At 33.2% G+C, this 14001-nt stretch carries 12 protein-coding genes; 10 read left to right on the top strand and 2 right to left on the bottom strand.

Annotated elements, in window-relative coordinates:
* Window positions 1–83: 83 nt before the first annotated feature.
* The 10 genes from ACOZ9X_RS17855 (at window position 84) to ACOZ9X_RS17810 (ending at window position 11340) form a co-directional block, all read left to right on the top strand.
* Window positions 84–1130: a hypothetical protein gene (locus ACOZ9X_RS17855; protein WP_423419363.1), complete on the top strand. Its 1047-nt coding sequence runs from the start codon at window positions 84–86 to the stop codon at window positions 1128–1130.
* Between the two features lie 20 nt (window positions 1131–1150).
* Window positions 1151–2434: an MFS transporter gene (locus tag ACOZ9X_RS17850; protein ID WP_423419362.1), complete on the top strand. Its 1284-nt coding sequence runs from the start codon at window positions 1151–1153 to the stop codon at window positions 2432–2434.
* Window positions 2431–3804: an amino acid adenylation domain-containing protein gene (locus ACOZ9X_RS17845; protein ID WP_423419361.1), complete on the top strand. Its 1374-nt coding sequence runs from the start codon at window positions 2431–2433 to the stop codon at window positions 3802–3804. The genes ACOZ9X_RS17850 and ACOZ9X_RS17845 overlap by 4 nt, the downstream gene beginning before the upstream one ends.
* A gap of 58 nt (window positions 3805–3862) precedes the next feature.
* Window positions 3863–4249 carry an aspartate 1-decarboxylase gene (gene panD / locus ACOZ9X_RS17840; RefSeq protein ID WP_423419360.1) on the top strand — a complete coding sequence of 129 codons (387 nt, stop codon included), beginning with the start codon at window positions 3863–3865 and terminating at the stop codon, window positions 4247–4249.
* Between the two features lie 44 nt (window positions 4250–4293).
* On the top strand, window positions 4294–8406 hold the full coding sequence (locus ACOZ9X_RS17835; RefSeq protein ID WP_423419359.1) for an amino acid adenylation domain-containing protein: 4113 nt from the start codon (window positions 4294–4296) through the stop codon (window positions 8404–8406).
* Window positions 8407–8497: 91 nt separating this feature from the next.
* Entirely contained in the window at window positions 8498–8719 is a 222-nt protein-coding gene (locus ACOZ9X_RS17830; protein ID WP_423419358.1) for a hypothetical protein, read from the top strand.
* Window positions 8720–8754: 35 nt separating this feature from the next.
* Entirely contained in the window at window positions 8755–9183 is a 429-nt protein-coding gene (locus ACOZ9X_RS17825) for a DUF1992 domain-containing protein (RefSeq protein WP_423419357.1), read from the top strand.
* A gap of 656 nt (window positions 9184–9839) precedes the next feature.
* A complete protein-coding gene (locus ACOZ9X_RS17820; protein ID WP_423419356.1) occupies window positions 9840–10214 on the top strand; it encodes a hypothetical protein in 375 nt (124 codons plus the stop codon).
* Window positions 10215–10388: 174 nt separating this feature from the next.
* Window positions 10389–10559 carry a XapX domain-containing protein gene (locus ACOZ9X_RS17815; protein ID WP_289494006.1) on the top strand — a complete coding sequence of 57 codons (171 nt, stop codon included), beginning with the start codon at window positions 10389–10391 and terminating at the stop codon, window positions 10557–10559.
* Window positions 10560–10566: 7 nt separating this feature from the next.
* Window positions 10567–11340, top strand: coding sequence for an alpha/beta fold hydrolase (locus ACOZ9X_RS17810; protein ID WP_423419355.1), 774 nt, complete (start codon window positions 10567–10569; stop codon window positions 11338–11340).
* Here ACOZ9X_RS17810 and uvsE read toward each other — a convergent pair.
* Together uvsE and cls are read right to left on the bottom strand one after the other, a co-directional pair.
* Window positions 11333–12289, bottom strand: a complete 957-nt coding sequence (uvsE, locus tag ACOZ9X_RS17805) for a UV DNA damage repair endonuclease UvsE (protein ID WP_423419354.1) — start codon at window positions 12287–12289, stop codon at window positions 11333–11335. The two genes, ACOZ9X_RS17810 and uvsE, sit on opposite strands and share 8 nt — an antisense overlap.
* Window positions 12290–12613: 324 nt before the next feature.
* Window positions 12614–13798: a cardiolipin synthase gene (cls, locus tag ACOZ9X_RS17800; RefSeq protein WP_423419353.1), complete on the bottom strand. Its 1185-nt coding sequence runs from the start codon at window positions 13796–13798 to the stop codon at window positions 12614–12616.
* Window positions 13799–14001 lie beyond the last annotated feature (203 nt).

Genomic DNA, 14001 nt, shown 5'->3' with positions numbered 1-14001 from the left:
TTATGAAAAATTTACTTTTAAACGTAATAAATATTGCGCTTTAGAGTAATATGAATTATCCTGTTCTTAGGAGGAGGGGTTTAATGGAAAATATAAGACTAAATGTTTCATTACTTCGAAAAAGGGTTCCGAACCTTACTCGTGAAGCTCGTGCAGTCGGTCTTAGACCGGCTACGGTCTCAAATTTATGTACAGGAAAAATACCAATAGAGCGCGCAGAAATCAAAACATTGGTAGCGCTTTCGGTTTTAGCTGATTGTAGTTTAGATGAACTTATAATCCGGGATGAAAATGGTGAATTGATTGAAATTGGAATTAAAACAATTGACTTATTTGCCCCATTAATTACTGGAGGAACAGTAGGTCTGGTAGCTAGGCCAGGAATGGGCCAGTTAGTAGTTTTGGGTGAGGTATTGCATCGATTAAAAAAAAATAAAAATTGTATGGTTTTATTGTTAAAACCGCAAGGAGATTATCCAGAGATTAGTGATATTACTAATAACGTTGACATTATTGCAGCTTCTATTGAAGAAGCATACAAAGTCACAATAGATTTAGGTGCTGATACAAAGATTGTCCTTGCTGCAGACCGTTCTCATGTTATTACAAGAGAGATTTACAAATTACAAGAGCGTCTTAAAAAAGTAGGTATCAATTATGTTTCTACATTTTTAGTTGATTTAAAAGGTGAGGCTGTTGATGTTGATCTACCTTATGGTCCATTAGAAACATTGTGGCAATTCGATGCAAATCTTGCAGCTAGGGGAAAATATCCAGCCATTAACCCTTTATACTCTACTTCAACAATATTAGAAGGAGAATTTACTAATCATGATCATTTTGTAATACAACAAAAAGCAAAAAAACTAATTAGACGTTATAGGGAATTACGTTCATTGGTTAATGTAAATGGAAAAGACAAATTACCAGGCTTAGAAAAACAAACTTATATTATAGGTGAACGTTTAGAAGCGTATTTAACTCAACCGCTTTACGTTGCAGAAGAGGTATCTGGAAAAAAAGGTGTGAATGTAAATTTATTGGATACATTAACGGATGTTAGAAAAATTTTAGATAAAAAATATGATGAAAGAAATATATCCGAATTGGAGTATATAGGTAGATATTAAAATTTTGGGGGATAAACGAAATGATAAAAAGCAACCCATATATTACAGTTTTTAAAAATAAAAATTACTCTAAAATGTTTTTCGCTTACTTGTTGTCTCAAGTAGGAACTGTAACAGGTTTAACTGCCTTTGCATTTTATTTACTTGATCGTTTTTCAGAAAAACCTTTCTACACCACATTAGCGGAAATTATGTATTCTTTGCCAGCTTTACTGCTATTCTTTCTAACTGGAGTTATTGCTGATCGATTAGATAGAAAAAAAATATCAATAAGCTGTGATATTATCGCAGCAATACTCACATTTTTAATTTTTTTGTCAGTAAAGGCTGATATTTTACCATTAATTTTTGTTTTGCTTTTTATTAGAAGTGGAGTTACTAAGTTTTTTGAACCAGCAGCTATTTCAATAGTGAAGGGTGTACTTAGTAAAGAAGAGTTTCCTTTTGCAATGGGATTAAATCAGATGCTTATGAGTATTTTCATCATTGTAGGAAGTAGTTTAGGCGCATTAAGTTATTCATTACTCGGTATCACAGGGGCGATATTAATTGATATGGCTAGCTTTATAGCTTCAGCATTATTAATTAGTCTTTGTAAGGTGAAAACGGAAGTAAGGCTTCCAAATGGTAAAACCAAACTTTCTGAATTGAAATTTCCAAATATAATTAAACAATTTGGAGAGGGGGCAAATTATATTAAAAGCAATAAAATTTTGGTTTCCCTTTTTATAGGAATTCTAATTTTAGGTATTGTAGAAGGCGCAGAGACTGTAATGAAATTGTTTATTTTAAAATATAAACTTGCTCCTTCAGACTATCAAAGTTCATTAGTATGGTTAAATACTACTTACGCAATTGGAATTTTCATAGGGAGTTTAGTTGCTTCACATAAACTAATAAGAAGTATAGCTTTTCATAAAATGATTACGTTTACAATGCTAATAATGGGTAGTACGCACTTATTACAAGCTTTAGTACCTAATTTTGTTGTTTTCTTAGCAATAAACTTTCTGTATGCTCTTGCAATACCTCTATGTAATATTGCTCTATTTGGATGGCTAGGCCAACTAGTTGACAATAATTTTATGGGGAGAGTACAGGCTTTGATAAACCCAATTATGATGTTGACTTTTACTGCTACACAAGGATTTATTGCTGTTTCATTTCCGAAGTTTATAGATATTACTTTTTTATTTTATTTAGCAGGTATTTGTGAGATTCTCTTGTTTTTATTCTTTTTTACGTCACTTCCCTATTTTATTAAGAAGAGGGAAAATGCAGAAAGTGAGGTTAACGTCTCTTGAGTATTTTGACGAATCAGTCAAATGATAGCGCTTATATTATGTATACGTCTGGAACCACTGGAAGACCAAAAGGTGTAGAAATAAGTCATAAAAATGTTTTAAGGCTGGTTAAAAATACTAACTATATAAATTTATCAACGGATACTGTAATTTTACAAACAGGTGCAATATCTTTTGATGCAACAACATTTGAAATATGGGCTACATTGCTTAATGGAGGTCGACTAATCTTAATTGATAAAGATAAGCTTTTGGATACTGAAAGTTTAAAGCAAACAATATCGGAAAATTCCGTTAATACCATGTGGTTAACTTCACCACTGTTTAATTATTTATTTACAGAAGATATTCATCTTTTTAAAGAATTACACACTCTAATCGTGGGTGGGGATGTTTTACTAGCAGATAATATCAATATGTTGATTGAAGAGTATCCGCATCTACGAATTATTAATGGGTACGGACCTACTGAGAACACCACATTTTCAACAACATATTTAATTGAGGAAAAACATGAAAATATCCCAATCGGAAAACCTATTTCAAATTCAAAAGCCTACATTCTAAATAAATATAATCACCTGCAACCTATTGGAGTGCCAGGTGAATTGCATTTAGGTGGAGATGGATTAGCTAAGGGATATTTAAATAATAATTTTTTAACTCAAGAAAGGTTTATATCCAACCCTTTTAATCAAAAGGAGAAATTATATAAGTCAGGTGACTTAGCGCGATGGTTACCAGATGGAAATATTGAATTTTTAGGTAGAATTGATAAACAAGTGAAAATTAGGGGTTTTCGTGTAGAAATTGGAGAGATTGAAAGAAACATTTTAAAACATCATAAAGTTAAAGAAGCAATAGTGATCACAAAGGAACAAAAAAATAATGAAAAAAGTTTGTATTTGTATTACACATTAAAAGAAGTAGAATCACCTTCAGAATTAAAGAAATTTCTATCCCGATTATTACCAAATTATATGATACCGTCCAAGTTTATAGAAGTTGACTCAATACCTTTAACTACAAACGGAAAGGTTGACACAAAGAAATTACCAGTTAATGATACCTTTGAAATCAGCATTACAACGTCCCCTCAAAATGATATCGAGAGGTATCTAGTAGATTTATGGAGGGATACTTTAAGGTTAAAAGACGTAGGTGTTGAAGATGATTTTCACAACTTAGGAGGAAACTCACTATCAGCAGTGCTAATATCATCTCGTATACAAAAACAATTTAATATTAAATTTCCTTTTTCAAAAGTATTAAAGTTATTGACAATTAAAGAAATAGCACAAGATATAAAATATACAAAAAAGGAAAAAAAAGTGAATATTACTAAGTTAGATTTAAGAAATAATAGGTAATATTTAAAAAATATAGTAAAATATAGAATGAAAATTAAATTACTGGAGGAACTTAAAAATGTTTAGAGAAATGCACAAATCAAAAATTCATAGAGCTGTTGTTACAGAAGCAAATCTTAACTATGTAGGAAGTATAACAATTGATCAGGATATTCTTGATGCATCTGATATTCTTGAAAATGAAAAGGTGCAAATAGTCAATGTTACAAATGGTGCGAGATTGGAAACTTATGTTATTTCAGGACCAAGGGGAACTGGGACTATTTGCCTTAATGGAGCAGCTGCAAGGCTTGTACAACCAGGAGACATAGTAATAATAATATCTTATGCGATTATGAATGAAGAAGAAGTTCAAAATCACGAACCCAAGGTAGTATTGGTAAATGAAAATAATCAAATAATTAATGAAGACTATAAAGAATTACATTCGTGTGTTCAAATATAATGGTAATTTACTAGTTTCACCTACAAATTAAAGAGGGTGTCTAAATGAATACTTCTACTGAATTATCAAGTGAACAGTATATTTCTCTAAAAAAATACTCAAAATTAAAGGAATTATCTTGTGTATTTGAGGTATCAGTTGAAACGATTATTACAGGTATTTGGGGATTGCTTATACAACGTTATAATAACTCCCTAGAAAATACAGTTAAAGTTGTGAATCATTCTAAAGATATTATTTGTAAAATGCAGATTAGTCATATTAAAAATCAAAAAATTAAAGAATATTTTGAAATGATTCAAAATAATATATATGGGTTGGACATAGAAAATGATATTAATGAAATAAATTCAACGATACACCTCTATATGGGAAATAATAAAGATCAGGAAAATAAGTTTAGAAGTTATTTGAAAAAAAACAAATGTTCCGATATTAACTTAATTGTCTCAATAGGAAACCCAACTAAAATAAAAGTTCTGCACAATACCCATGTTGAAGAAGAGCTTGAACAAAGAGTAATAAAACATTTCATCCATGTAATAGAACTAATGGTAAGCACCCCTTACATAAGAGTGAATGAAATCGAAATACTTACACTAGATGAAAAAAGAGCTATATTTGATAATAATAATACTGAATATTTAATACCTCATTCTAAGATACATGAATTATTTGAAGATCAAGTACTTAAGACACCTGATAAAGTTGCAGTTTCCTATGAAGGCAAAACAATAACATACTTAGAGTTAAACATGAAGGCTAACCAGCTTGCCCGAGCAATTCATAAGACGGGATTAAAAGAAGGCGAGGTTGTAGCTCTTACATTAAAAAGATCTTCTGAAATGTTAATTGCACTGCTGGGAACTTTAAAGGCTGGATGCATTTGTTTACCTATAGATACTAATAACCCGAACGAACGTATTGATTTTATTCTTAAAGATAGTAAAGCAAAAATGATTATTACAGAAGATTATAAAAACAATACTTTTAAAGGGGAATATTTAATATTTGGAAAATCTTCTTTTAATGAATATAAAACAAGCAATCTTGAGACTAAATACTTAAATGACTTAGCATATATCATATATACTTCTGGATCAACAGGAGAACCTAAAGGTGTTCTGCTAAAACATTCTGGAGTAGTTAATCATGCATTTGCAAAAATATTTGATTTAGAAATTGACAAAGAAGATATCATTAGTCATAACTTAAATTTCACATTTGTCGCCTCAATATGGCAATACTTGTCTCCTTTGTTTACCGGTGCTCAGATTATTATCTTTCCTGATGAAGTAATTAAGAACCCGGCATTATTACTAGATCAAATTGATTATTATAAAATTACAATTCTTGAAATAGTTCCTTCCGTGTTAAAAACATACATACATACTATTGAATGTGGCTCTCCTATGTTTCAATTTAATACTCTAAGACATATTCTATTAACTGGTGAAAAAGTAAGCAGCCAATTGGTTAATGATTTTTACAACCATTATAAAATTCAATTAACAAATGCTTACGGTCAAAGCGAATGTTCTGATGATACTCTCCACTATAGAATTCCTTATGATATTAAAACAAAAGTAGTTCCTATAGGGAAACCAGTTATAAATACTAAAGTGTACGTAATCGATGTATTCAATAACTTACAAGTATGCGGTTTTCCTGGAGAACTTGTAATAGCCGGTGAGGGTGTTTCTCCTGGGTACACCAATAAACAACTAAATACTAACTTTGTAGAACACTTAATTCCTGGACAAAGTAAAGTGTTTAGAACGGGAGATACTGTACGTATAAAAACTGACGGAAATATTGAATACTTAGGAAGGAATGATTTTCAGGTAAAAATTAGAGGTCACAGAGTAGAACTTGAAGAAATTGAATCTATGATCATTGAGATTCCTGGAATTCAAGATGTTGCAGTCTTATCTAAGCTAAATGACACTTTTACTGAAAATCAACTTATTGCATTTATAGTTTACAAAGAAGGTGCAAGAATTTCGGACTTTTATCATGTCCTAGAAACAAGACTCCCATCCTTTATGATTCCATCTCATATAATTGAGCTAGACAAACTACCTTTAAATGATAATGGGAAAGTCGATAGAAAAAAATTACTTAAAATTAAAGATGTTTCTCAATTAGATTCTTTACAAGATTATTCTAGTAAGCATGAGTATATTGCTCCTAAGAATGAAATAGAAAAAGAACTAGTTAACATATGGAAGAAAGTAATTGGGAGAAAAGTAATAAGTACAAATGAAAAGTTTATTGAACTAGGTGGAAACTCATTAAATGCAATGGTCTTATCCACTATGATTAGTACTAAATTTAATGTAGATATACCTTCTACCATGATATTTCAGAGACCTACAATACAACAAATTGCGGAATGTATCAATAATGGTAAAAAGGTTACAACTATCAATCCTGTTAAACCTATGGATTTTTATCCAACCTCTTCGGAACAAAAAAGAATGTACATCGTAAGTCAATTAAATAGTGGATTAACAGCCTATAATATTCCTCTTATTTTACAGATAGATGGAGTATTGAATATTAATAAACTAGAAAATGCTTTTCAAAGTTTAATTCAAAGGCATGAAACGCTTAGAACCTCATTTGAATTAATCAATAATGAGTTATATCAAATAATTAGTGATGAAGTTTTGTTTAGGTTAGAGAAAACATCTACAACCAATCAACAATTAGAAAGTATAGTAAATAATTTTATTCAACCATTTGATTTAGGAAAAGCCCCACTTTTTCGTGGGAAATTGGTCCAAATAAATAACAACCGTCATGTTTTAATGATAGATATACATCATATTATATCAGATGGCTTATCTATGAATATCATTCTGAAAGATCTTGCTACATTTTATCGTGAAGAAACAATAAATTCATTAAGTGTCCAATATAGAGATTATTCTTCTTGGCAACACAAGTATAAATTCAGCGAAGTAGTGCAAAGCCAAGAGCAATATTGGATTAATTTATTTACTAATTATGAGCCAATACAAATACCAACTGATTATGTGAGACCAGCAATTCAACAATTTGAAGGTAATCAGTTATCATTTGAGGTTGATTCAGAAATCTTAAACATGTTGAAAGAAATATCAAAAAATAATGACGTGACTCTATATACTCTTTTATTAGCAGCTTTTAATGTTCTTTTATATCGGTATACAGGCCAAGAAGACATAGTTGTAGGATCACTTGTAGCCGGTAGGAATCATGGAAATCTTATGGATGTTATAGGAATGTTTGTAAATACATTAGCATTAAGAAACTGGCCAAAAGGAGATAAGACTTTTCAGGAATTTTTACTTGAAGTAAAAGAAAATGTCCTCAAGGCACATGAGAATCAAGATTATCCATTTGAAGTATTAGTTGAGAAATTAAAATTCCATACTGATATTAGTCGTAATCCTTTATTTGATACATTGTTTATTTTCCAAAATGATGTTATGGAGGATGTTAACCTCTATGATTTAAAATTAACAATTTATCCTCAGAAGAGTAAAGTTTCAAAATTCGATCTAACACTTGTGGCTGAGGAACAAAATAATAAGCTTATATTTAACATAGAGTATAGTATTCATTTGTTTAAACAAGAAACAATAAAAAGATTTTTTAATCACTATAAAAATATTTTAAAAGAAATCATTAAACAACAAGATATAAAGATTAAAAATATAGAAATTTTAAGTACTATAGAACAAAATCAGTTGATAGAAAAGTTTAACGATACAGCAACAATATATCCCAAAGAAAAAACAATAAATGAGATATTTGAGGAACAGGTATTAATTAATCCTGAAAAAGTTGCAGTAGTATTTGAGGATAAACAACTAACATACAGTCAATTAAATGAAAAGGCTAATAAGTTGGCGCATGAAATTATTAGAACTGGCATTTTAAAAAATCAAGTTATTGGAATAATGACAGAGAAATCTATTGAATTAGTCATTGGTATGTTAGCAGTCCTAAAAGTGGGTGGAATTTATTTACCAATAGATCCGGAAGTACCACAAAAGAGAATATTATTTATGCTTGAAGACAGCAATTCACAATTGTTACTAACCCAACAGAAATTCTTTAATAAAGTGGATTTTAACAACGTACTCGATATTGAAATTGTAAAATGATCTGCTGTATAAATATCTCTAAAATGGGTCACTTATTTCAACTTGTTAATTTCTCTTTACTGCTACCGCATTTGAAAGGATTTGTTTAGGATTGAACATTAAGATTTCTGAAGAACAAAAAATTCAAATATCAAAAAAAATTAAAAAGTTCATAAACGAAAAATACACAGTTGATTTTGGTTATATTGCAAGTTATGAAATATTGGATTATGTTTTAAAAGAATTATGCCCTATTATGGACCATGTACTAAAAGAGGAAATTAATAAACAATATACTAATGTCAATAAAGAACTTTATAACTTTACGAAATAACTTTTATAAAAAACTTTTCTAATGGAGGATTAACTATGAAAAAGAAACCATCTTTAGAAAAAGAACTTCAAAAAAGGGAAATATTGATGAAGGATGAGCAAACTAATGATCTTTACTTTGAAGATCACATTACATCAATTGTTAAACGTGCTCAACAGGAGGGAATGTTTGATAACTTAGAGGGGATGGGAAAGCCACTTGTAATTGATGAAGATCTTATTTATAATCCAGAAAAACGGCTAAATAAATTGATGAAGGACAATAATATCTTGCCTAACTGGGTGAAATTAGGTAAAGAAATTGATGAGCTAAAAGAAGAACTGAAAATGTATGAAACAAAGTATAATATTGTAAATACTGTGGAAAAAATTAACAAAAAAGTAGTTGAACATAACTTTTCTTGTCCACCAACCGCTCAGAGATCAAAAATAAATATAGATGATATGTTAAAAAATGTAAAATGATATTTGTACTCATGCATAAGATTCCGGTGAACTGTAATTAATAAATTAGACATTAATAAGTACATATTAAGCTGTTAATTGATGACCTCGATATTTATCGAGGTCATTTTTTGTTACCATTGATAGCGAGCGGCATTATAATACATGAATTTTTCCTCTTAATTCAGCTGCCGTAATTCATCTTTAAAAGCTATTTTGGATATAAGATTTATTTATGGCGTTATCTAAACAACTTCTTATGTGGGACATTAATTGAGTGATCCCTAGTCCTTTCACTCTTTTGCAAATTTAGAATTAGAATGCAGAAGAGCTTCAGTGTGACCTTTCCATCTAAGGAACTTTTAAGTGATTTAACTCTTATAAAATGGGCATCTCCTGTGAAGTAGATTAATGATACGTTAATAATATTTCACTTTCAGGCATAATAAATATACTTAATAACTCATTACTAAGAGTTCTAAATGATAGGAGTAAAATTCTAATCATTAACGGAATTTAAACGGTAACTTCGATACAAAACCCTTAATATTTTCACATACCGTACACAAAATGACAACATCCAACAAAAGCCCTTTCGTTATCGGGCAGATCAAAGGGTACTCAAAGGAAATATCTAACTTGATCTCGATGATGAACTACGTGAGGGAAACGACGATTTGGGAAGTGAGAAATTATCTGTGGAAGAACTCGACTTTAGAATCAACGGAACCGGCAATTCGATCGGTATGCTGCTCGCTCATTTTGTAGCGTTGGAGAAGATCTATCAATTTTTAACCATTGATGGAAAGGACCTGCCAGATAAAGAGATTGATCGTTATGCAGAAACCCTTCAGCCCGCACTCAGTTTAGGTGAAGCGGGGACAATCATCAATGGGAATACAGCGAAATTTTATTTAGAAGACTTAAAGACCCGTGAAATCACACTGAAGCATTTTCAGCAGCTGCAAGATTCGTGGCTCTACGAAACAACGCCGTGGTGGAATAATGAAATTGGCAACAACTATTATAAGTGGTTGGTTTCATGTTTTTGAAGACGAAATCAATCACCGCGGCCAGATACGAATCATTAAAAAGCAGTATGAACGAGCGAGCGCTTCAACAACACCTCAAGCTTAATTACAGTAAAAATAGGGATATTGTAATAAGAACGTGCCATATTAATAAGAGATAGGTTTGGAAACTCGTTTGAATGAGGGGGTACATACATGAAGTTGATCTTATTGTCATTAATAACAGGCGCCCTCGTAGGCTTTGTTTTTGCCCTGTTAAAATTACCGATCCCAGCGCCGCCTGCATTACCCGGAATCATGGGAATCGTTGGCATTTATTTAGGCTATCAAGTGTACATTTGGATGGCAGGAACGTTTTTAAAGTGAGGATAACATGGCATTAGCCGGACTGACCTCTGAGTTTCAAATCTACTATGAAAAGTTAGGAACGGGTACTCCACTCGTATTTTTACATCCGTCGGGTATGAGCCATCTCGTGTTCAAGTATCAAAAAGAACTATCACAATACTGCCAAACCATTTTTCCAGATGTACGAGGTCATGGCCGTTCATCTGTTAAAGACTCAGAGACGTTTACAATATGGGATCTAGCGGATGATGTAGCAAATCTTCTGGACCACCTGTTAATTGACGAGGCATATATTTGTGGTTATTCTGCAGGAGGCTCGGTAGCACAGGCTTTTGTACAAAAGTATCCGCATCGGACAAAGGGTCTTATTTTAAGCGGGGGCTTTTCTCAAGTTTCTACTTTTGCACTTGAAAAGCAGTTTCAAACAGGAATAAGGCTGGCAAAAAATGCACCAGCCCTATTGAATCAGATACTTATCAGCACACATTCAAATTCCCAGCAGGATCGAAAAGAGATGCTAGAGTACCATAAACAGTCAAATCCGAAAACGTGGGAGCGATTTTACAGGGAAAGCTTTATATTTAATTGCACTGATCAGTTAAAAGAATGGTCGTTTCCAATGTTGTTCATGTACGGAGACCGAACGGAATATATGCACCCTTACAGAAGGATCTATACAAAAAATGTACATCCTAGGGCAAAGTTTATCATATTGAGCAAAGCTCTTCATCAGCTACCGATCAAGCATTATAAAAGCTTTAACGCAGAGATAAAGCGTTTTATAACGGGTTCTACATAAGAATCGTCCCGCCGCTCATCCTTTTAAAACCGCGTACTTTTTCCAGCTCATTAACGAGCTGAAGAACGGCGCGGTCTTTTTGTTTAGCTTCGATCATCACATCAAGCTCATCTGTAAAATCAGACACCATCTTAAAAAACGGAAGTACGTAGTCGAGGCTCACATAATCGTGGTGACTTCTGTACGCTTTTTCGTCTTTCGGTGATGAGAGGTGAACTTTAGGCGGTCTGCCTGTGTTTTTCCAAGTCGCAACAAAACGGGGAAGAAGTTCTTCGAGCACCGCATCATCATCAGGGTTCGCTTTGTAATGATGATAATCAAACATAAGCGGAATGCCTTCATTCTCGCAAACCTCCAGCGTCTCTTTCGTTGTAAAGGTTTTGTCGTCGTTTTCAAGTGTCATCCGACTTTTCACGTCAGCGGGGAGCATTTTAATATTTTCATAAAAACGTTCTAAAGCGGAAGACTTATCCCCGTAAGCGCCGCCGATATGAATATTGATATAGCTGCGGTCCTCGATGCCCATTCCTTTAAGAAGATCATAATGATACTGCATGTCTTTTACCGCATTAACTGTCACTTCCGGACGCGGGCTTGTAAAAAGAGTGTATTGGTTCGGATGCATGCTCGTTCGAATATTGTGCTTCTTCACGAGCTTCTCAATCTCTTTGCATTCTTTTTTCGTTTTCAGCAAGAAATCCCAAGCTGCTTCAGGGTGTGTAGCTAAAGGGACGATAGAAGAGGACATCCGATATAAAGGAAGCTCGTGCGCGATGCAATAATGAAGCACACGAATGGTCCGCTCTAAATTGTTTTTAGTGATGGCAAGCAGTTGTGAAGTACGTTCTTTTTCTTCGCGTTTTTGATACGTTGCATATGTCATCGTTTTTGCAGGTGAGGCCTCATATAAATTGAGAGCCGTTGATACAAAACCAAAAGATGTTAACATGTTTGGCCCCCTGTTGTTTTGTTAATGTGTGTTTGTAAAAGCTGCTGCTATAAGGGTTTGGTACGCCCCCACGGAAATCAACTAGCTTTCAAGAACAGCAAAGGATGTTCATTTATAAAGGTTTTTTTAAAAAGGTTGCTGCTTTTTCCAATGTTGTCTTCTATAATTGTTGATTGGAGTGCAAGGTGCGAGACTCCTGCGGGACAGGCGGGCAGGTGAGACAATTAAGAGTGAAACCTCCGAATGTGGCTCACCGCTTGCCCCGCGGAAGCGAGCAGCCTGGAACGGAAATCAACCACTCCCAAGAGCAATAAAGTTTTAGCTTTATAAAAAAGGCGAAAGTACAAACCCAATCACTTCTTTTAGCCGCACTTTGAGCGTCCGAGTCTTTTGAAGCCTCTCAAGTGTCAGCTTTTCGGAACGCTCGATATCGGATTCGATCACTTTTTTGACGGCTTGAATTTCGGCTTTGTCATTAAAAATACAATTGATCTCGTCGTTATAAAAAAAGCTGCGAAGATCGAAGTTAGCGGTACCAATATCGCAGATCGTATCATCGAACATAACAATCTTGGAATGATAAAATCCTTCGTGAAACTGATAGATTTCTGCACCAGCTTCTAAGATCGGTTTAACAAAACGATAAGAAGCTTCTTGAACAAAAGGATGATCGGGGTTCATTGGAACGAGCAGCTTCACGTTCACCCCGCGATTTAGTGCTGATGAGAGCTCCCTGTTCATCTTTTTACCCGGAATAAAGTAAGGCGAACCTATAAAAATGCTTTTTTTCGCACGTTTTATTTTTTCATAAAAATAGTGATAGCCAGCCTGTCCTTTTGAAGGGAGAAGCAATAACTCTTTTGCTCCTTCTTCCTTTATAAAAGTTGAAACGTTTTGCGTCATCTTTTCATTTGTTGAACCGTTCCAATCGTCGATAAACAGACGCTGCAATTCGATCACAACGTTACCTTCTAATTTTAAATGATAGTCACGCCAATCTCCAAACCGTGTGACTCTGCCAATATATTCATTTCCTACGTTATATCCGCCCAAGTAACCGATCTTTGAGTCGATGATCGTGATTTTTCGATGATTTCGGTGATTGATGCGGTATAAGAGATACGGAAATTGTGGCTTGTTGCTGTATTCAAAATGAACGCCAGCATTTTTGAGACTGTTAACCGTCTTTTTTTTCAATCCGTAACTCCCCATGTAATCAAGCAGCAGTCTAACTTCTAAGCCTTGATGTGCTTTAGAGATCAACTTCTTACATAGCTCTTGTCCGAGTTCGTCATCTCGTAATATGTAAAACTGTATGTAGATCGATTTGTTCGCTTGATCTATGTCTTGAAACAGTGAGTCAAAAAAATGAGAACCCGTCGTTAAAAGATGCATATTGCCTGTTGTGTTTACAGGAGGTTCTTCTTTTGCGGTCGTTTGTTTATGTCCTAAATAAAAGTCGATCCAAGCCAAAAATCCAATGGCTATCATCATTAAAACGATCCACATGTTCTTCTCCTCCTCTTAAATCAAACTTTTATTTAGTATACCCCCACCATATGAAACCACTAAAAAATTTTTTTGAACGGATGTTGACTGAATGCTCATTCATTTATTTTTTATGCTATAATGAAGTCAGAAAATTAATTTCATTTAGAATTATTAAAAGAGAAAGAATTAGGGAATAGCAGCATTGGAAGGGAGAGAGAGCG

The sequence above is a fragment of the Fictibacillus nanhaiensis genome, from assembly GCF_049537595.1.
GTDB classification, from domain to species: Bacteria; Bacillota; Bacilli; order Bacillales; family Fictibacillaceae; genus Fictibacillus; species Fictibacillus nanhaiensis_F.
This window is presented reverse-complemented; position numbering and strand designations above follow the sequence as displayed.